This is a genomic window from Pseudomonas sp. H11T01 (assembly GCF_048515765.1).
GTDB lineage: Bacteria > Pseudomonadota > Gammaproteobacteria > Pseudomonadales > Pseudomonadaceae > Aquipseudomonas.
Genome location: NZ_JBLYED010000028.1, coordinates 1 through 18573, shown reverse-complemented (window position 1 = coordinate 18573; position 18573 = coordinate 1). Strand labels below are relative to the sequence as shown.

Below are 18573 nucleotides of genomic sequence, written 5' to 3'. Positions count from 1 at the left end.
TTTCAAAGCACTCAAGGCTTGGGCGGCTGGACGGTTTTGCTACCCGTCAGGCGAATCATCTGGCTCAACACCTTGAACCAGAAGTCGCCACCCAACGAGACCGCTAGCGCCGCCGTCATGACCCCAAGCAACCAGTAGCCGAACCAAACCGTTTTGTTTTTCTGATCGTGCTGTAAAAATGCTGGCCGGTTATTCCAGCCGATAGCGCCCTGAGGCAACGCCTGCAAACTGCTCAACGCCGAGTCAAACTGGCACTGGGCTTTGTCGTCCCGGCTCGCGCAGACTTGATCGAGCGTAGCTGGCGAGTTGTCTTTCACCAGACTGCTGGCCATCTGCATGCCCGCCGCCCGCAAGGTGTCATTGCGTACCAGGCCTTGCATGAGGTCGAACGCGTTGACGTTGAGCACCAGGCAAATCACCAGCGAACAGGCCAGCGACACGACTTTGGCATTGCGCCGCGTCCAGCCTTCGGCGCGGTCCATGACCGCATTGATCCAGTGCTCCAACCTTGTTTTGAACGAGCACAGGAGTTCCTGTGCAGTCGTGACCTTGGCTTGGGCCGCTGCGAGTAGTGTCGAGAGTGCACGACGCAGATGGTCCGAAGGAATTTGCGCGATGCCCTTGGCCAGCGCTTCGTTGAGTTGCTCAAGCGGGATATCCAGCACCGTGGTGTCGTCTTTGCGCAACAGTAGATCGATGACGACCTGCGCCAACATTCCCGGGTCCAGGTAGCTGGGACGTTTGCCGGGCGGCGCCATGGCCTTGATCACCGGGTGATCAAGTACCTGCTGGAAGAAGTCCAGGTCCTTATCGGTCAGCGCTTTCAATTTGCCGGTGAACAGCAGTTTCAGCGCTTCGTAGAGGTACGCCGCCCTGACTTTCTGGAAGAAGGATTGAATGATTTCAGTAAGGGTGGTGATGCAGATTCCGAGCAGTGTGAACAGCGCCAGGATCCCGAGGATGGCGTCCAGAACGACCGATCCAAACATCCCGACCTCCTTGTTGGCACGGCTAACGACAGGATGGGCAATCAGCTCGGGATGGCACCTTATGACAAGGACGGGAGCACTGCTGCCACTGCACAACGCTAGTTAAGGTATTGGGTCTTGTCCATTCGTGAGCACATTCCGCCCAATACCGGCCGCAAGCGTGAAAGAGTGAGTGCAGCCCAAAGCCTCACCCGCTATTAATAGGCCATCCCCTCTCAGGATCAGCGAGCCCATGAAATTCGACAACGCCTACTGCCTCAGCCTCGACGAAAAGCTGTCGATCTATGACGTGCGGGATTTGAATTTCGACGAGACGATGGCGTTCGATTCGGCCAAGGAAAGCTTTCAGTGCCCTAACGATGAATGCCGCACGGCGTTCGATGCGCAGAATGTGTTGGGTACGTTCAATGCGAAGAACGTCAACTATATAAGGACGCCGCATTTCAAGAATGTGCCCAGCACCCGGCACGTTGAAGGTTGCCCTTACGTCAGTCTCAAAGCCTTGGCGACCGGGCTGGATGCCGAGGGCGATAACGATCGGGAGGAGCATTTCCCGTCGGAGTTGCTGCTGACTCGTCGCCAGTACGTGCGTAAGCCACCGGGCGCGGCGGCAGGTATTGCCTCTCCACAGGATGAGCTGAAGACGCCGCTGGCGAACACCGCGACGGAGCACACGCCCCGTGAAACAGCGCCGGACAAGACCAGCGTGTTTGCCCATCCGGTGGAATGCTTTGTGTCGAATTTCGATGACAAGGACACCCTCAAGCGCATGCCGCTGAAAATTGGCGAGCACACGGCGTCTTACGGGGCATTCTTCAAGAAGATCGAATACCTGCAAGACAACAAGGGGCTGATTTACTGGGGCAAGATCAAGGAGATCAAGGACTACAAAACCAGCTTCCGGATCGATTTCGAGAAGAAGGTCTGGGTCGACAAGAAACCTTACTCAGTGAACGTTTACCTGAGCAAACACCTGATCGAGAACTACCGCAAACGCAAAGCCTTCCTGGAGGAGATCAAGAGCGCCATTGACAGCGAGCGGGCGCTGTATTGCTTCTTCTATGGCGTGACGCCGGAGTTGAAACACGTGCCGAGCAAGAAAAACCCCGAGCAGACGTTCGGGGTGTTCAGTGGCGATATCGAGAATCTGGACCATTTCATCATTCGCGAGGCGCCGGGGTTGGAGGGGAAGTAGCAAGCCAGACAATCCCCTGCGGGGGTTTTAGATACCCAATTCAGCTTTGCGAAGCGCCCACTCTTGAGCATAACTTTCTCTGTTCAGCTGACTGCGCAGCTCACGAGCCTCTTGGGCACTTGCCTCGCTGGCCCCACAGAATTTCTGTAACCAGTGGATCAGCATTTCCTCATCAGGAAAGTAGAGGTCTTGATGGCCCTTGCTGCCTCGAGGGGTTCGGTTGGTCCAGATGTCATAGCCTGACGCGGCCACTTCATCCGGTAGCAGACACCCTGCGTCGGCGGCGTACTCTTTGAATATCCATACTATTTCGTTGAGATGCCCCTGAGCACTCCGGTCGCTGCGCCGGTAAAAGCTGAACTCGCGATTGAAATCCGTGAAACGCTCATGCATGGATGGGTACTCGACCCACTCCAGCACTCCACTCTGCATCGCATGATCCAGCATGTTGTTCATCCAACGCTGAGTGAAGGCCTGAACAAAGCCGTCTACATCGGCTTTTTTCATCTCGGCGAATATCATGCAATAACGTGTTTGCAGGTGAATCGCCAGTAGTACGTGCTTACGCTGGACGGTAATGGCATGCACCAGCCATTGCGAAAGCTCTAACTTCGAGTCACCCGCCTGATCGTCGGCAATAGTGGCCGAAGGCGGACTCTGGACCGGCGTAATTTTTTTGCCCTTGTGAACACGACTGAAAAAGTCGCTGGCCGCCTCGGTGCAGTTGAAGACCAACATTCCCTTTCCTCTTTGATAAATGTCCGTACTCAGAACGACTCCCGTCCGTCACTCCTGGCGCACGATTTCTTCAACCCACTTCAGCTCGTAGGGCTGTCTGACGACGCTCTTCAGGTCGCGCAATGTGTCTTCACTGAGCACCGACAACTCGGCGTCGGTCAGCAAATTGTACATGACCATAAAACGCAAACTCATGACTGCGGATGAGCGACTGAAGTAGTCGAAGGCTCGAACCATGTCCTTGTTCCGGTTGTGTACCAGGTCATACAACATTCCATACCGGGCATGTGCGGAGAGTGCGTTGTGTTGGCTGATGGTTTCAGCGTCGCCAAGGACACCCTGACAGAAACGGTCCAGGGCCAATAGCCTCAGAGATTTGAACTTTTTCCAATCGCTTTCAGATATTTCCATGAGGTCCTCCTACGGAAGTCCATGAATAGGGAAACGAGCATGTGCTTATTCTTGCGGCAATTGCAGGGTCCTTCCACCCGATTTTTTTCTGATCACGTTGTAGGGCAATGTCCTGCGGCACACCCGTCACTGGGTGGGGGGTTAAGCTTCTACACGGTCCGTAGCAGCTGCCGAGGAGTGTGTGCATAACTGACCACTGCCTCGGCCCTACAGCAGCTCAAAACTCTGCTCTTTCACATCCTGAGAATCCAGCCCGATTTGCACCCGAAACTCGCCCGGCTCGGCGGCGTATTTCAACTGTGCATTGAAAAACTTCAAGTCGCTCTCATCAATGCTGAAGTGGACAGCTTTCTCCTCCCCAGCTTTAAGCATGACTTTTTGAAAGTTTTTCAATTCTTTGACCGGGCGACTGACGGATGCAACGACGTCTCGGATATACAGTTGAACGACCGTTTCGCCGTCGCGCTTGCCGATGTTTCGCACGGTGACGCTGGCATCGACGTTGCCATTGCCGTTGCTCTTGAGTGTTTGGGTCGACAGGGTGACTTCAGACACGCTGAAACGGGTATAGCTCAGTCCATAGCCAAAGGGATAAAGCGGACCATAGGATTGATCGAAATATTGAGACGTGTAGTTGCGAGGCCCACCCGCTATGTAGGGGCGACCGGTGTTCAAGTGGCTGTAGTAATTCGGGATCTGCCCCACGGAACGTGGAAAGGTGATGGGTAGCTTGCCGGACGGGTTGTAGTCACCAAACACTACATCGGCAACGGCGTTACCCCCCTCAGAGCCGCTGTACCAGGTTTCCAGAACCGCATCGGCCTGCTCCTGCTCCTTGCCGATGGACAGTGGACGGCCGTTCATCAATACCAGTACCAGCGGCTTGCCGGTGGCCTTCAGGGCGGCGATCAACTCACTCTGGCGCCCAGGCAGATCAAGGCTGGTTCGACTTGCCGCTTCATGAGACATGCTGCGGGGCTCACCCACCACTGCAATCACAACATCGGCTCGCTGTGCAGCCTTGACCGCTTCGTCAATCATTTCTGCTGCTGGACGAGGGTCGATCTCGATTCCGGACGCTCCCAAGTACTTAACAACCGCCTTATCCTCCGTGAGATTGGCTCCTCGGGCATAGATCAGCGAGCCCTTATTCAGAGCGCTTTTCAGGCCGTCGTAGATCGTCACCGATTGTGAGGCCATGCCGCTTGCTGACCAACTGCCCATAATGTCGACTGTACTTTTTGCTAACGGCCCTATGAGAGCAATCGCGCCCTCTTTCTTTAGAGGCAAGAGCCCATTTTCATTTTTCAGCAGCACCAATGTCTTGCGTGCCACTTCACGGGCCTGCGTCCTGTGCAGACGGTTTTCGGCGTTGATATCGGCAGGGTCTTCACTGGCAACGCCGATGCGTCGGTAAGGGTCTTCGAATAACCCCATGTCGTACTTGGCACCCAGGACTTCGCGCACCGCGTTATCAATATTGCTCTGAGAAATAGCGCCAGACCCAAGCAGTCCGGCTAGCTCCTGACCATAGAAGGTGTCGCTCATGCTCATATCAATGCCAGCCCTGATTGCGAGTTCGGCAGCTTCGCGGCCATTCTTCGCAACACCATGCTGAACCAACTCGGCTATCGCACCATGGTCACTGATAGTGAGTCCCTTGAAGCCCCACTCTTTGCGAAGCAGGTCTTGCATCAACCACGTATTGGAAGCTGCTGGTACGCCATTTATCGAGTTAAGCGCCACCATCACCGCTCCCGCGCCACCGTCAATCGCCGAGCGATAGGGCGGCAGGTACTCCTGGTACATCTTGGCTAGACTCATGTCGACGGTGTTGTAGTCGCGTCCACCTTCGACAGCACCATACAACGCAAAGTGTTTAGCACTGGCCATGATGCTGTCCGATGCACTCGGGCTTTTACCCTGGAAGGCCTGAACCATCACTTTGGCAATGCGGGATACCAGATAGGTGTCTTCACCGAAGCCTTCGGATGTGCGCCCCCAACGAGGATCACGGGCGATATCTATCGTTGGTGCAAAGGTCAAATCTATACCGTCCGCACTGGCTTCTTTCGCCGCCGTTCGACCGCTCAACTCAATAGCGTCCATATCCCAGCTGGAGGCCAATGCCAGGCCAATGGGAAAAATGGTTCGATGGCCGTGTATCACGTCCCAGCCGAAAAACATCGGTATTTTCAGGCGGCTACGCTGAGCTGCGTCCTGCATGGGCCGGTTTTGGTAACGGGTCACAGAACCGAACGTACCACCGATTCGCCCGGCAGTGATCTCCTGGCACATCCTTTCAGGAGTCATGTTGTCACCAATAGCTATCAGCCTCAGTTGGCCGATTTTTTCTTCTAAGGTCATCTGTTTAATCAGGTTGGTAACGAAGGCATCTTTGTTTAAAGATGCCGTATCGGCCAGGACCGGCAGGCTTATAAAGCTGATCAAGATACACAGCAGACGTACTCTTTTCATAATGCCCTTCCTGGGAAAAAACTGTTATGGCACACACCCACTACTTGCCTTAAAAACGAGGCCTTTCCTTGTATTGAAATCAGGAGGGGTGACATTCAATCACTGCTGTTGATTTATTGTTAATAAGTCTGTTGAGCTTCTAGGTGGCGCTGCCACCAATACCGAGGCATGTGGCGAACTATCAATTTTTCAATGCAGCTCAAAACTACCCACCTTCACATTCTGAGAATCCAGCCCGATCAGCACCCTGAACTCACCGGATTCCGCCGCGTACTTCAACTGCGCGTTGTAAAACTTCAGATCATTCTCGCTGAGGGTGAAATGGATGACTTTCTCTTCCCCAGCCTGAAGCATGACCTTCTCAAAGCCCTTCAACTCCATGACGGGGCGACTGATGGAGGCGATCACGTCCCGAATATAAAGCTGCACAACCGTCTCGCCCTCCCGCTGTCCGATATTTTTCACGACGACGCTCGCACCCAGCGTATCGCCGCGCTCCAGGCGTTTGCTGGTCAACGTCACCTCGGACACACTGAATTGCGTGTAGCTCAGGCCGAAACCAAAGGGGTAAAGCGGGCCGAACGCCTCGTCGAAATAGCGAGAGGTCGCTGCGCGAGGATTATCCGCCAAGGGTGGCCGGCTGGTGTTCAAGTGGTTGTAGTAAGTCGGAATCTGGCCCACGGAGCGCGGGAATGTAATCGGCAGTTTTCCGGAAGGGTTGTAGTCTCCAAACAGCACATCAGCGATCGCGTTGCCGCCTTCGGTGCCGCTGTACCAGGTTTCCAGAACAGCATCTGCGATGACTTGTTCCTTGCCGATGGAAAGTGGACGGCCGTTCATCAGGACCAGCACCAGAGGTTTACCGGTGGCCTTCAGCGCTTTTATCAGATCGGACTGATAGCCTGGCAATCCCAGGCTCGCACGGCTCGCGCCTTCATATGACATGCCGCGGGACTCTCCGACCACCGCGACGACGATGTCGGCCTGCTCAGCGACCTTGACCGCCTCCTCGATCATTTGTTGCGCAGGGCGTGGATCGACCTCGACATCGGACGGGTTGGCGCCGGGCTGGTTCAGATAGTTGAGGACCGATGGGTCATCCGTGATATCGGCGCCCCGGGCGTACAGTAATCGGGCTGGGTCACCCAACGCATTGGCGATACCGTCATAGACCGATACCGCCTGCACCGGCGAGCCGATGGAGCTCCAGGTCCCCAGGATATCGAGACGGCTTTTCGCCAAGGGCCCGACGACGGCCAACACGGCGTCCTTCTTGAGCGGCAGCACATTGGCCTGGTTTTTCAACAACACCAGACTCTTGCGCGCGACTTCACGGGCCTGTGCCCGGTGTAGGCGGTACTCGGCATTGATATCTTGCGGATCTTCATTGGCGGTACCAATTCGCAAGTAGGGATCTGAGAAAAGCCCCAGATCGTATTTGGCACCCAGCACTGCTTGCACCGCCTCGTCGATTTCCTCTTGCGAGACATCTCCTGATTTCAACAGTCCCGGCAGCTCATTGCGATACAGCGTGTCGTCCATGCTCATGTTTACCCCTGCCTTGATTGCCCGCATGGCGGCCTCACGGCCATCGCGCGCCACGCCATGGGTAACCAATTCGTTGACCGCATCGAAATCGCTGATGATCAGACCTTTGAAGTGCCACTGCTTGCGCAACAAATCATGGATCAACCAGATATTGGAGGTGGCGGGCGTACCATTGATTGCGACGTAGGTCAGCATCATGGCCCCCACGCCAGCCTTCACCGCAGCACGGTAAGGGGGCAAATAGTCTTGATACATCCTGGGCAAGCTCATATCGACCGAGTTGTAGTCGCGGCCGCCCTCCGTCGCACCGTACAACGCAAAATGCTTAGCGCTGGCCATGACACTGTCCGCTGCACCCAGTGTCGACCCTTGCAGCGCGTTGACCATCACTTGGGCATACCGCGAGGCCATATAAGAGTCTTCGCCCAGACCTTCAGACATCCGTCCCCAGCGCGGGTCTCGGGTGATATCGACCATGGGGGAGAACACCATGTCCAGGCCATCGGAACTCGCCTCCTGCGCCGCGATGCGTGCGCTCAAAGCGACGGCGTCCATGTCCCAGGTGGAAGCCAGACCAAGGCCAATCGGAAACAACGTGCGATGACCGTGAATGACGTCGTAGGCAAAGAACAAAGGGATTTTCAAACGACTGCGTAAGGCGGCGTCCTGAAACGCTCGGAGATCCGAACGGCCAGCCACATAAAAGAGGCCACCTACTTGCCCAGAGGTAGCCTCTTCAAGAAATGTCTCTTGAGGCATTTGCTGGCCGATACAGTTCAGTCTGAGCTGGCCGATTTTTTCTTCGATAGTCATGCGCTGCATGAGATTGGCGATGAACAATGCTTTGTCATCCCCGGGAACGGGCCCCACCTCAGCCCACGCCGACTGACAAAGCAGCAGAATGAACATGCCCACCAACGTTGTCATTTTCATTTTGTCCGTCCTCGGACCAACAACAAGGTTGTTGAGCCATAGACTCGGCCAATGGAAATCAATGTCTACTGGCACCCCATACTCATCATGATAGTCATCGAGGGGCCTGGGACATATCGGTGTTGGGGCAAGCGCCGACGGCCTGTCAGAGCGAAAAAAATAGAATCGATCAAAAAAATGAGTTTGATCCGGGCATAAAACAACTGTACAAAAACACAGTATTTTATTGAATCGCCACTCTCGAGCCCCGGAGAAAACCATGGCCTCTCTTGCGATGAAAATCACCCTCGAACGTATCGCCCTTTATCAATTCACCCCCGAACACTGCGCACAGGCCCGCGAGCTATTGGGCTGGAGCCTAGAGCAGCTTTCTCAAGAATCCGGGGTGTCAGTAGACGCCATACAGCGCTTTGAAGCCAGAGACGACTTGCTGGATGTTACGCGTCTGGCCCTGGCGTTTCGGCTGGAGGCAGAAGGATTGGTGTTTTTCCCAGGCTTTGCGCCGGGTAGAGGCATGAACGTCAAAGGCTCCACGCCTGATCCGGTCGGGCGGGCTGATTATTCGATGATTGAGTGATGCAGCGTATCCAACACCTGCCCCACCAATGCCTCAACCGAACACTGCGTTGAATCCACCCGTATCACTGGGCAGTTCAGCGTTTCGATCCAGGTTTCATGTCGGCGCAGGCTGCGGGTGCCGTGGTCGCCTTTATCATAGCCGGCGGCCCAGGTGAGGAAGGTTTGGGTGGCGGTGTAGCGTTCGCCGCCGTTGAAGACCTGTTCACCGTAGCGTTGAAATTCCCGAGCGCGCAGGCGGTGTATGCGAATCTCGGGATCGAGGCGAACGAAAATGGCGTGGGTAAACGCAGGGATTATCGGGTCGCCCCAGCCACAGAGGGAACCGGACAGCACCCAGCTCTCCAGACCCGTGACACATTCTTGCAGCAATTGAATACGTTCGTCGGGGGTCCGTTTGCTGCTGAAGGGGCTCTCAGTACTGTGCCAGTAGAAGGCGTCCGAGTCGAAATGGGCGATACCCAATCGCTGGGCCAATGCCTGGCCCAGCGTGGTGGTGCCAGAGCCGGAGGCACCGAAAAGGTGGATTTTGTATGTCATGGTCCGTTCCTGACGAGGTGCTTCCACTTTTGATGCACCATGGTAACTCTCCGGTTCCTCCGTTGGCAGCAGGCTCCAATCGACGAAACGACCTACCTGAAAGTTGGGACTTGTCGCGCTAGAGAGGCTTGTTCATAGCTATAGGCAAATGCCAGGAGCCTTTCGTCGCTCCAGCGCTCGCCAAAAAAGAAAACCGAGGCTGGCAATCCATCAGCGTCGATACCCGAGGGCACCATGATGCCGGGGTAACCAGCCAAGGATGCGACGTTCATAGCGGGTGATTCAACATCAGAAATCAATGCTTCCAGGTTGTGCTTTGCCATCAAGTCATCAATGACCTGTCCATTTTCACTGTTGATTGATCGCCAAAGATCGTTATAGACCGCCTCGTCGAAAGCAATACCGCTTAACCCTTCGAGCCCCTCTTGCCCATACCCCTCAGGCCCAGGATTTATCCTGTTGAAATCAACAAGGTCTTGCACTGTTTGAATGGCAAGGCCAGTGCGGTTTGCAAGGTAGGCAGGAAGATCGCGCTTGAGCCCCATAAACATCGCCTGATCGACACGCGCGCCATCATTGGGATCGTGAACTTCTGTGGGAATCAAAATGGCGCCTGCCGCACGCAGGGTGTCCAGCGCCTGGGCAAATTGCGGATCTTTTTTCGACGCATCGCTACCTGGCTCGAATTTATTGGGATAACCGATGCGCCGCCCCTCCAGGGCGCCTGGAGTCAGGTTTGCGGTGTAATCCTTTTCGCCATTCGGAACACTGGCACTCGCCGGATCAGCAGGATCAAAGCCCTGCATCGCATTCAGCAACAGCGCGGCATCAAACACAGTGCGCGTCATCGGGCCTGGCGTATCCAGCTTGCGCGTCACAGGAATAATCCCGGATCGGCCCAGCAGGCCCACCGTTGGTTTCAGCCCGACTACACCGTTCACAGAGGCCGGGCAAACAATCGAGCCAGAGGTTTCCGTTCCCACCGCCAATGGGGCAAACCCTGCGGCTACGCCAGCGGCAGACCCCGTGCTGGAGCCGCAAGCAAAGCCATCGAGTAGATGGGGGTTCTTCGTCTTCCCACCCCGCCCGCTCCAACCGTCGGGTAGACCGTTCCCGCGAAAGTTCGCCCACTCACTCAGGTTGGTCTTCCCCAGAATGATCGCCCCTGCGTCTCGCAGCTTCTGAACGATAAAAGCATCTTGAGCCGCTGGTTGCCCCACCATTGCCAACGACCCGGCGGTCGTCTGCATCCGGTCACCGGTGTCGATATTGTCTTTGAGCAAAATCGGTATGCCATGCAACGGGCCACGAATTCGTCCTTCCTGACGCTCACGATCCAGCGCGGCGGCAATCGAGACCGCATCCGGGTTGAGTTCAATGATCGCGTTGATCATCGGTCCTTGCTTATCCAGTGCACTGATTCGATCCAGCAGGTGCTCGACCAACGCAACGGATGTCAGTCCGCTGCGGGCCATTTTTTCACTGATTTCGCTGACACTGGCATCTTCGATGCCTTGCATCAACGTGAGGTCGGGGTCGGGCGTTTGGGCATGACTCACGCCCCACGCCCCTAGAAAAGTACTGAACACGGCAATCTTTATGGCTGCCGCCAAACCATTTTCAAAGAATCCCTTCATGTGTAGACGTCCTGTCAAAGTTGAATGACGAGTGATTTATTCACTCTCTCAATCAGCCTAAGGCAGGACTCGGGATAGCTCCCGAGTACCCTTCCCCTTCACGTGTACGACTATTCAACCAAACGCGCAGTCTGTCAGGTCAGCGCGCGGTGCTCCGAGCACGTCTCGCTTTCGACCTCCAACCACCAAGCCCGCCCACGCTGGGGTTGGGTCAGGTTGAACGCTTCGCCCATTTGCGGCGTGGTAATGGACACATTACGTTCCCAGGCCAAGGCCAGAATGCGGTCGAACGGTTCGTGCCAGGCGTGCATCGACAGGTCGAAGGTGCCGTTGTGGATTGGCAGCAACCAGCGACCTTTGAGGTCGATATGTGCCTGGAGGGTTTGCTCTGGCTGCATATGGATATGCGGCCAGTCGACGTTGTAGGCGCCGGTCTCCATCAGCGTCAGATCAAACGGACCGTATTGTTCACCGATGCGTTTGAAGCCATCGAAATAACCAGTATCACCGCTGAAAAAGATCCGGGTGTCGCCATCGATCATGACCCAGGATGCCCACAGTGTGCTGTTGCCATCGAACAGCCCGCGGCCGGAAAAGTGTTGCGAGGGTGTGGCGATGAAGCGAATACCGTCCACTTCAGTGCCCTGCCACCAATCCAGTTGGCGCACCTTGCTGGCATCGATGCCCCATTTGATCAGCGTATCGCCCACGCCCAGCGGCGCGAGGAAATACCGGGCTTTGTCGGCCAGTTTGAGAATGGATTGATGGTCGAGGTGGTCGTAATGATCGTGGGAAAGGATCACCGCCTCAATCGGTGGTAATGCTTCCAGGCTAATAGGCGGCTGATGAAAGCGCCGCGGTCCGGCCCATTGCACCGGCGATGCACGCTCGGCAAAGACCGGGTCGGTCAGCCAGAACTTATCGTGCAGCTTGAGCAGCACGGTCGAATGGCCGAGACGGAACACACTGTGATTCGGCGCGGCCAACAGCGCTTCGCGGGTCAGGGTTTGAACCGGGATAGCGCCGGCCGGGCGGGTATTACGCGGCTTGTGGAACAGCATGTTCCAGAATATCCGCAAGGTTTTGCGAAAGCCTTCGCGCGGTACTGTCGCGTGGTTACGGTAATGACCTTCGTCTTGCAAAGACGCTTTGAGGCTGGGGGCGCCGTGGGCGCGAGATGAGAGAGTGGCCATGATTGATGTGACTCCAAGGAAAACCGTGAGGTTCCGGTGTTCCGTTGTTGGATGATAACTGGCCAATGCATGCACGCTTCAGCCGAAAACTCTATTTCTTCACTGCGCATTTACACTGCACCGTGTAGTTTCTAGATTGCAACAAACGAGAGACTAAGTAAACTACCGAGTGTAATTTCAATTTCCCCTGCCGAAGCCAATTTATGACAGCTGCGCTGCGCCTCACCGACCGAAAACGCGAAGCCATCATCCAGGCGGCCATTGTCGAATTCCGTGCCAATGGTTTCGACATCACCAGCATGGACAAGATCGCCGCCACGGCTGGGGTTTCGAAGCGCACGGTGTACAACCACTTCCCCAGCAAGGAAGAGCTGTTCGCCGAGATCCTAAATAAATTATGGACCAGCATCAGCGCCCAGCCGGATACGGTCTACCGCAACGATCTCCCGCTACGCGGGCAACTGGAAGAGTTGTTACGGGCAAAACTGTACCTGCTGGCGGACAACAACCTTCTCGACCTGGCGCGCGTGGCGATCGCTGCCACTATCCACTCTCCCGAGCGGGCTCAGGACATGGTTGCAAGGCTGGGGGAGCGTGAAGAAGGCCTTACTGTGTGGATTCGCGAAGCCCAGGCCGACGGCAGATTGAAACCTGTTGACCCGTGTTTCGCCGCACAACAGGTGCAGGGGCTGATCAAGGCGTTCGCCTTCTGGCCACAAATCTCCATGAACCAGCCAGCGTTGTCGCCCGAGATGCAGACCACCGTCGTGGAATCGGCGCTGGACATGTTCCTGGCCTGCTATCAGCGGTAGTCAGTTGGTCGCTGAGGCATTACCAGGCTCCATCGGGCGGTTGAAGCACACTGATTATTGCGCTTGGAATAAATGACACTATTCATGCGGTTTATCCAATGAGCAGCGATGCCAAATAAAATACGACAAAGTGTTTCTGAATAAGTCGAGGCTATAGTAGGCCCCAGTCCCACCGCATTGCAGAGAGCACCATGAACTCAGCCAAACCCGAAACAGAGCTCCCCGATAATATCGATCACCTGCGCTTTCACCGCCCTCACGCCCACCTGGCCCCGACCTTCGGCACCGACCGCTTTGCCCTGAGGGCCGAAGCCTTTGCGCGTTTCTTCGGGACGCCGACTTTTCTGGGTGCACAAACGCTGATCGTGGTCATTTGGGTCTGCCTCAATCTGTTCGGCGTGACCCATTTCGACCTCTATCCCTTCATCCTGCTCAACCTGGCGTTCAGCCTGCAGTCGGCCTACGCTGCGCCGCTGATTTTGCTGGCGCAAACACGCCAGGCGGCTCGCGACAAAGCCCAGACCGACGCCGACGCCAAGCACCGTGAGGCCCTGGCCACCGCCAACACCAAGCGCCAGGCACAAGCGGCGCACAACACCGCGCAGTTAATGGAATTGCTTGAGCAAAACACCCGCTTGACTGAGATGACCAAGTCGCTGACCGAGCGTATTGAAAACCTGACCTCCGAAATGCATCAGCATTTTGTGCGCAAGGATGAGCCCAAGGCTTGAGCTCGCAAAGACTCTATGAAGTGAAAATGGGTCTCACTTGGGCAACCGCACGCTACGCGCCAGCTCATCAAATAGCGTCACCACCGAGCGCAAGGCGCGGCAGTCGGGGCGGGTCAGGAGCCATAGACGGGTGTCGTAACCGTGCAGGGGCTCACTCAAGGGTTGCAGCCCCGATTCACCGATCAGGAAGTCTGGCAGCGCTGCGACGCCCAACCCGGCACGCACCAGTTCAGTGACCGACAGCATGCTGTTGCAGCGGTAACTCGGCAGTACGCCGGGCAATTGCTGACGGCGCCAGGCGACAGTGGGATGATCCGGCAGGAAGTCATCCGGGGCGATCCAGACCAACCGAGCCAGATCACAGGGGTCGACCGATTGCAGGTAGGCCGCACTGGCGCAAACCCGATATGACACCGCGCCCAGACAGCGCCCGACCAGATGTTCCGGAGGTGCGCTGGTCAGGCGCAACGCGATATCGGCGTCGCGGCGGCTGAGGTTGGCAAAATCGTTGGACGTACTCAACTCGATGCTCAAGGCCGGGTACGTCGGCATGAATTGCGCCAGAGCCGGTAACAGCAAACCTTGCAGGACCGAATCGGTGCAGGTCAGGCGGACCGTGCCGCTAATGACTTCCCCGCCCTGCTCCACGCCAATACGCGCCGCTTCCAACGCTTGCTCGGCACGTTCAGCCTGCTCGGCCAAGGCTTGTGCCATGCTGGTCGGCAGATAGCCTGCACGGCTTTTTTCGAACAGTTCCTGACCCAAGGCGGCTTCCAGTCTGCGTACTGCACGGAATACCGTCGAGACATCGACCTTCAACAGCGCCGCTGCGCGGGCCAGAGAGCCGCCGCGCACCAGCGCCAGGATCAGTGACAGGTCTGGATAATCGAGTTGATAGTGCGCTGGTGCATTGAACACTTGGGTAAACGCCAATATTAATTGCGTGAACGCCAATCTATAGTGGGTTCCAGGAATCAACAAGCCTTGGTCACACCGGGAGAACTCCATGGAAACCACTTCAGATATGCCCCCCATCCACATCGCTCTGATCGGTGACTACGACCGCGAAGTCATCGCCCACCAGGCCATCCCGCTGGCACTGACCATGGCGGCCGAGAGTGCTGGTCTGAAGGTGCAGTTTGAGTGGCTTCCCACCGATAGCATCACATCGGCTACCCCGTTGAACGGCTTCGACGGTTTCTGGTGCGTACCTGCCAGCCCTTACCGCGATAGGGACGGCGCACTGCTGGCTATCCGTTATGCCCGCGAACAGCAACGACCGTTTCTGGGAACCTGCGGCGGCTTTCAACATGCGGTACTTGAGTACGCACGCAATGTGCTCGGCTGGGCCGATGCCGAGCATGGCGAAACCTCACCGGATGCCCCACGCGCCCTGCTCACGCCATTGAGTTGCTCATTGGTCGAGGCCGTTGACAGCATCCATCTGGTTGAAGGTTCGCTGATCGCCAACGCCTATGGCGCACTGGAAATCCGCGAAGGCTATCACTGCCGCTATGGCGTCAATCCCGAGTTCGAAACGCAATTGCTGACGCGAAGCCTGTGTGCCACCGGGCACGATTCGACAGGTGATCTGCGGGCCGTCGAGCTGCGCGGCCATCCATTCTTTGTCGCTACGCTGTTCCAGCCCGAACGCGCCGCATTGGCCGGCACGATCCCGCCGCTGGTCAGTGCATTGCTCACGGCCTGCGCGAGGGACCGGGCATGATCGCCAAGACGCCAGCGGCGCCCTACTACGCGGTGATTTTCACTTCGCTGCGTACCGAGGGGGATCAAGGTTACGGGCAAGCCGCCGAGCGCATGGTCGAACTGGCCCGTGAGCAACCGGGGTTTCTCGGTGTAGAGTCGGCCCGGGGTGAAGACGGGCTCGGCATCACCGTGTCTTACTGGGCCAGTGAAGCCGCGATCCTCGCCTGGAAACATCACGCCGAACACACTGAAGTTCGCGAACAAGGGCGCGCGACCTGGTATGAGGCTTGTCATACGCGGGTGTGCAAAGTTGAGCGGGCTTACGCGTTCGAGCGTTAGACCGTCTGCACCAAACTGCGCAGCGCGCAGATTTCCGGCACGTCCTCGCGGCGCATGTAGACCCGCAGCGGCTCGGTGATGTTGATGCGGTCGTCGATGTTCTGGTCCAGCAACAACTGGATCAGCTCACGCTTGAGGGTCATGGTTTGACCGTCCGCAGGTTGCCAGACGAACTCGCTGGTGGGGATGATCGCGTCATCGGCGACGTCCATACCGAAGGAGTCTTCGCTGAAGCGGACGATATGCTGACCGGTCTTGCGATTCAAACCGACGAAACCTTTGAGTTGGTCGGCGGCCTGGCAGATAAGCTGGGAAGTGATGCGCATGGTAAACCTCACGGTAGATCCCGAAGGACAGGTGATCGATGGTTTACACACAGGGCAAGAAAGGGTTTCCCTCTGACGGGGAAACTGCCGGGCCAAAGAGTACTGCAAAGGACCGCACAAAAGCGCTGAAAGAATGCCCTTCACACAGGTTTATGTCGGTTTCGCGATAGCGCAAGCGGCGCTCAGTTGTTAGAAAGGTACTTCTTTGATATCGCTCTCCACGAAAGGACTTCGAGAATATGCCTGCCACCTTCCGCAAAAGCGCCCTGTTGCTAAGCCTGATGCTCAGCCCGATGCTCGGACTGGCCCAGGCACAGGCCGCCAGCCAGCCGAGCCCTACCGCCTTGGCCACTGCAACGGGCATCCCGCACCCGGCAGTGATTGCCCACCGTGGCGCGTCCTTCGATGCACCGGAATCCACCGCAGCCGCTTACAAACTGGCGCGTGACCTGGGTGCCGACTACCTGGAAATGGACCTGCAACGCAGCAAGGACGGCGTGCTGTTCGCCCTGCATGACAACAACCTGCAGCGCACCACCGACGTCGCGAGCAAATTCCCCGAGCGCAAGGACAGCCCCGCCAACGAGTTCACCTTGGCCGAACTGAAAACCCTGGATGCCGGCAGCTGGTTCAACAAGGCTTACCCGGACCGCGCCCGCCCGGCCTATGTCGGTCTGAAAATCCTGACCCTCGACGAAATCATCGATATTGCTCAAGGCAACCCGCAGCACAAACCCGGGCTGTACATCGAGACCAAAGAGCCAAAGCAGTTTCCGGGCATCGAAAGCGACCTGAAAGATAAATTGCAGGACCGTGGCTGGCTGAGCCCGGCCGGCTCGAAACTGGCAAAAAGCGATTTAGCGGTCGGCCAGGGTAAAGGCAAAGTCGTGCTGCAAACCTTTGAGAAGAGCAGCCTGGAACTGCTGCAAAAGGAAATGCCACAGGTACCGAAAATCCTTCTGTTGTGGGTCGGGGAAGGCAGTATCGAACCCAAATCCAACGTCACTTTCGCCGCCAGCGGTGAGAAGGACAAGGCCGCTTACTACGCCAAACAGGAACCCAAGGACAAAGCCGAATTCGAGAAATGGGTCGACTACGCCAAGGCTCAAGGCGCCATTGGCACTGGGCCTTCGGCAGCGCTGACCAAGGGTGGCGATCAAAGCTATTCGGATCTGGTGCAGCCGTGGATGAACACCTTCACCCACGACAAGGGTCTGTTGGTGCATGTCTACACCATCGACGAACCGGTGGATTACAAGAAGGTGATGGACGCCGGTGTCGATGGCATCTTCACCAACCGCGCCTCCGAGTTGCTCAAGTACTTCAAACGCCCCGCTCCAGCCAGCGTCGTGCAATTGCTTGAGGCGAACGGCTATTAAGGGTGAATTAAGTTCGGCGCGCTATGGTGCCCCCACTTAAACAGTTCACCCCAAGGAATGACCCGATGAAATCGTTGACAGCCCTGTTCGCCGCCACTGCCTTGACCCTGAACGCCGGCCTGGCCCAAGCCGACGTGCGCCCTGATCTGATTCCAGTCCTGCTCAAAGCCGGCACCATCATGGATCTGGAAAAACTTAACCAGGCCGCCCTCGCCGAGCATCCAGGCACGACAGCAGCCAACATCACTGACACCGAGCTGGAGCAAAATGGCGCGAATTACGTCTACCAGGTCGAAATACGCGACGCTAAAGGTGTTAAGTGGGACGTGAACCTGGACGCCAAGAGCGCTCAGGTACTAAGCAATAAACAAGACAAGTAAGCAGATCACAGCAAAAGCCGCGCAGCCCTCAGGTCGCGCGGCTTTTTTGCATGCGCTGATTTACGTAGCAGCAGGCTTCGCCAGCTGCTACGGAGGATAAGCGCTGCGTTCACCCGATTTTCAGCATTACGCCGAGGTGCTGACCAGCGAGCCCGAGGTGCTGCTGTTCGACTCTTGCAAGGCTTGCAACAGCGCAGCAGTAGCGGTCTGCAAGGAGCCTGAAGTGGTTGCTATCTGCGACTGCGCGGCGGCCACGTCTGCGGCTTTTGCGTCTTCGCTTTTCTGACTCGCCTGCGCGGCTTGAAGCTGTCGCTGTTGCTCCTGCAGTTGCTTTTGCAGTTCAGCAATCTGCTTACGCAGGGCCTTCACCGAATCCGATTCTGAGCTGCTCGAACTGCTGCCGCCCGAGGCCGGTGCGCCACCTGCTGCGGCCTTCGACGTGTCGGTGGCCGAAGCAGTGCCTGCCGTCGTTGCGGACGTGCTGTCGGTCTTGCTGGTATCGGTGCTGTCGCTGGTCGCGACTTTGCTGGAGGTCCCTCCGTGTCAGGCTACCTGTCGCCCTTGTAGATTGACTCATTCATTCAAGGGGGCGAAGGTGCATAGCAATGTCTAAACGTTACACCAACGACTTCAAAGACTGGGCTGTACAGCAAATGATGCC

18 protein-coding genes and 1 pseudogene are annotated in these 18573 nt (G+C 56.7%); 8 read left to right on the top strand and 11 right to left on the bottom strand.

Features of this window, described 5'->3' with window-relative positions; all coding sequences use genetic code 11:
* Positions 1-11 precede the first annotated feature (11 nt).
* Positions 12-989: a hypothetical protein gene (locus ACN1C3_RS27330; protein ID WP_419118848.1), complete on the bottom strand. Its 978-nt coding sequence runs from the start codon at positions 987-989 to the stop codon at positions 12-14.
* Positions 990-1221: 232 nt separating this feature from the next.
* Between ACN1C3_RS27330 and ACN1C3_RS27325 the strand changes: the two genes are divergently transcribed.
* Entirely contained in the window at positions 1222-2184 is a 963-nt protein-coding gene (locus ACN1C3_RS27325; RefSeq protein ID WP_419118847.1) for a hypothetical protein, read from the top strand.
* A 27-nt stretch (positions 2185-2211) separates the two neighbouring features.
* Here the strand turns inward: ACN1C3_RS27325 and ACN1C3_RS27320 are convergent, their stop codons facing one another.
* From ACN1C3_RS27320 to bglX (ACN1C3_RS27305), 4 genes are all read right to left on the bottom strand, one after another.
* Positions 2212-2922, bottom strand: a complete 711-nt coding sequence (locus ACN1C3_RS27320; protein WP_419118846.1) for a DUF6933 domain-containing protein — start codon at positions 2920-2922, stop codon at positions 2212-2214.
* Positions 2923-2970: 48 nt separating this feature from the next.
* On the bottom strand, positions 2971-3333 hold the full coding sequence (locus ACN1C3_RS27315) for a hypothetical protein (protein WP_419118845.1): 363 nt from the start codon (positions 3331-3333) through the stop codon (positions 2971-2973).
* Between the two features lie 207 nt (positions 3334-3540).
* Positions 3541-5811, bottom strand: a complete 2271-nt coding sequence (gene bglX / locus ACN1C3_RS27310) for a beta-glucosidase BglX (RefSeq protein WP_419118844.1) — start codon at positions 5809-5811, stop codon at positions 3541-3543.
* 189 nt (positions 5812-6000) lie between these two features.
* Positions 6001-8292 carry a beta-glucosidase BglX gene (gene bglX, locus ACN1C3_RS27305; protein ID WP_419118894.1) on the bottom strand — a complete coding sequence of 764 codons (2292 nt, stop codon included), beginning with the start codon at positions 8290-8292 and terminating at the stop codon, positions 6001-6003.
* Positions 8293-8551: 259 nt separating this feature from the next.
* Between bglX (ACN1C3_RS27305) and ACN1C3_RS27300 the strand changes: the two genes are divergently transcribed.
* Positions 8552-8869 carry a helix-turn-helix domain-containing protein gene (locus ACN1C3_RS27300; protein WP_419118843.1) on the top strand — a complete coding sequence of 106 codons (318 nt, stop codon included), beginning with the start codon at positions 8552-8554 and terminating at the stop codon, positions 8867-8869.
* On the opposite strand, the gene ACN1C3_RS27295 is transcribed toward ACN1C3_RS27300, so the two are convergent.
* The 3 genes from ACN1C3_RS27295 to ACN1C3_RS27285 all read right to left on the bottom strand — a co-directional run bounded on the left by ACN1C3_RS27295 (position 8851) and on the right by ACN1C3_RS27285 (position 12238).
* Positions 8851-9408 carry an AAA family ATPase gene (locus tag ACN1C3_RS27295; protein WP_419118842.1) on the bottom strand — a complete coding sequence of 186 codons (558 nt, stop codon included), beginning with the start codon at positions 9406-9408 and terminating at the stop codon, positions 8851-8853. The genes ACN1C3_RS27300 and ACN1C3_RS27295 overlap by 19 nt on opposite strands.
* Positions 9409-9500: 92 nt before the next feature.
* Complete coding sequence (locus ACN1C3_RS27290) at positions 9501-11045, bottom strand: amidase family protein (RefSeq protein WP_419118841.1); 1545 nt, start codon at positions 11043-11045, stop codon at positions 9501-9503.
* Positions 11046-11179: 134 nt separating this feature from the next.
* A complete protein-coding gene (locus ACN1C3_RS27285) occupies positions 11180-12238 on the bottom strand; it encodes an MBL fold metallo-hydrolase (protein ID WP_419118840.1) in 1059 nt (352 codons plus the stop codon).
* A gap of 203 nt (positions 12239-12441) precedes the next feature.
* On the opposite strand from ACN1C3_RS27285, the gene ACN1C3_RS27280 reads away from it, so the two are divergent.
* Both ACN1C3_RS27280 and ACN1C3_RS27275 read left to right on the top strand, forming a co-directional pair.
* Positions 12442-13050, top strand: coding sequence for a TetR/AcrR family transcriptional regulator (locus ACN1C3_RS27280; RefSeq protein WP_419118839.1), 609 nt, complete (start codon positions 12442-12444; stop codon positions 13048-13050).
* 191 nt (positions 13051-13241) lie between these two features.
* Positions 13242-13781, top strand: coding sequence for a DUF1003 domain-containing protein (locus tag ACN1C3_RS27275; protein ID WP_419118838.1), 540 nt, complete (start codon positions 13242-13244; stop codon positions 13779-13781).
* Between the two features lie 33 nt (positions 13782-13814).
* On the opposite strand, the gene ACN1C3_RS27270 is transcribed toward ACN1C3_RS27275, so the two are convergent.
* Positions 13815-14762: a LysR family transcriptional regulator gene (locus tag ACN1C3_RS27270; protein ID WP_419118893.1), complete on the bottom strand. Its 948-nt coding sequence runs from the start codon at positions 14760-14762 to the stop codon at positions 13815-13817.
* A gap of 25 nt (positions 14763-14787) precedes the next feature.
* Between ACN1C3_RS27270 and ACN1C3_RS27265 the strand changes: the two genes are divergently transcribed.
* Together ACN1C3_RS27265 and ACN1C3_RS27260 are read left to right on the top strand one after the other, a co-directional pair.
* Positions 14788-15507: a CTP synthase gene (locus tag ACN1C3_RS27265; RefSeq protein WP_419118837.1), complete on the top strand. Its 720-nt coding sequence runs from the start codon at positions 14788-14790 to the stop codon at positions 15505-15507.
* A complete protein-coding gene (locus ACN1C3_RS27260; RefSeq protein WP_419118836.1) occupies positions 15504-15827 on the top strand; it encodes an antibiotic biosynthesis monooxygenase family protein in 324 nt (107 codons plus the stop codon). The genes ACN1C3_RS27265 and ACN1C3_RS27260 overlap by 4 nt, the downstream gene beginning before the upstream one ends.
* Here ACN1C3_RS27260 and ACN1C3_RS27255 read toward each other — a convergent pair.
* A complete protein-coding gene (locus ACN1C3_RS27255; RefSeq protein ID WP_419118835.1) occupies positions 15824-16153 on the bottom strand; it encodes a DUF2025 family protein in 330 nt (109 codons plus the stop codon). The genes ACN1C3_RS27260 and ACN1C3_RS27255 overlap by 4 nt on opposite strands.
* 239 nt (positions 16154-16392) lie before the next feature.
* Here ACN1C3_RS27255 and ACN1C3_RS27250 point away from each other — a divergent pair, with 239 nt between their 5' ends.
* Together ACN1C3_RS27250 and ACN1C3_RS27245 are read left to right on the top strand one after the other, a co-directional pair.
* The gene (locus ACN1C3_RS27250) at positions 16393-17532 is read left to right on the top strand and encodes a glycerophosphodiester phosphodiesterase (protein WP_419118834.1); all 1140 of its coding nucleotides are present in this window, start codon (positions 16393-16395) and stop codon (positions 17530-17532) included.
* Positions 17533-17597: 65 nt separating this feature from the next.
* Entirely contained in the window at positions 17598-17912 is a 315-nt protein-coding gene (locus ACN1C3_RS27245) for a PepSY domain-containing protein (protein ID WP_419118833.1), read from the top strand.
* A gap of 126 nt (positions 17913-18038) precedes the next feature.
* Here the strand turns inward: ACN1C3_RS27245 and ACN1C3_RS27240 are convergent.
* Positions 18039-18440 (bottom strand): annotated as a pseudogene (locus ACN1C3_RS27240) (hypothetical protein); the annotation flags it as partial.
* Positions 18441-18573 lie beyond the last annotated feature (133 nt).

Coding starts and splice junctions, on each gene's coding strand:
- ACN1C3_RS27330 (WP_419118848.1), bottom strand. CDS start 989: ATGTTTGGATCGGTCGTTCTGGACGCCATCCTCGGGATCCTGGCGCTG.
- ACN1C3_RS27325 (WP_419118847.1), top strand. CDS start 1,222: ATGAAATTCGACAACGCCTACTGCCTCAGCCTCGACGAAAAGCTGTCG.
- ACN1C3_RS27320 (WP_419118846.1), bottom strand. CDS start 2,922: ATGTTGGTCTTCAACTGCACCGAGGCGGCCAGCGACTTTTTCAGTCGT.
- ACN1C3_RS27315 (WP_419118845.1), bottom strand. CDS start 3,333: ATGGAAATATCTGAAAGCGATTGGAAAAAGTTCAAATCTCTGAGGCTA.
- bglX (WP_419118844.1), bottom strand. CDS start 5,811: ATGAAAAGAGTACGTCTGCTGTGTATCTTGATCAGCTTTATAAGCCTG.
- bglX (WP_419118894.1), bottom strand. CDS start 8,292: ATGAAAATGACAACGTTGGTGGGCATGTTCATTCTGCTGCTTTGTCAG.
- ACN1C3_RS27300 (WP_419118843.1), top strand. CDS start 8,552: ATGGCCTCTCTTGCGATGAAAATCACCCTCGAACGTATCGCCCTTTAT.
- ACN1C3_RS27295 (WP_419118842.1), bottom strand. CDS start 9,408: ATGACATACAAAATCCACCTTTTCGGTGCCTCCGGCTCTGGCACCACC.
- ACN1C3_RS27290 (WP_419118841.1), bottom strand. CDS start 11,045: ATGAAGGGATTCTTTGAAAATGGTTTGGCGGCAGCCATAAAGATTGCC.
- ACN1C3_RS27285 (WP_419118840.1), bottom strand. CDS start 12,238: ATGGCCACTCTCTCATCTCGCGCCCACGGCGCCCCCAGCCTCAAAGCG.
- ACN1C3_RS27280 (WP_419118839.1), top strand. CDS start 12,442: ATGACAGCTGCGCTGCGCCTCACCGACCGAAAACGCGAAGCCATCATC.
- ACN1C3_RS27275 (WP_419118838.1), top strand. CDS start 13,242: ATGAACTCAGCCAAACCCGAAACAGAGCTCCCCGATAATATCGATCAC.
- ACN1C3_RS27265 (WP_419118837.1), top strand. CDS start 14,788: ATGGAAACCACTTCAGATATGCCCCCCATCCACATCGCTCTGATCGGT.
- ACN1C3_RS27260 (WP_419118836.1), top strand. CDS start 15,504: ATGATCGCCAAGACGCCAGCGGCGCCCTACTACGCGGTGATTTTCACT.
- ACN1C3_RS27255 (WP_419118835.1), bottom strand. CDS start 16,153: ATGCGCATCACTTCCCAGCTTATCTGCCAGGCCGCCGACCAACTCAAA.
- ACN1C3_RS27250 (WP_419118834.1), top strand. CDS start 16,393: ATGCCTGCCACCTTCCGCAAAAGCGCCCTGTTGCTAAGCCTGATGCTC.
- ACN1C3_RS27245 (WP_419118833.1), top strand. CDS start 17,598: ATGAAATCGTTGACAGCCCTGTTCGCCGCCACTGCCTTGACCCTGAAC.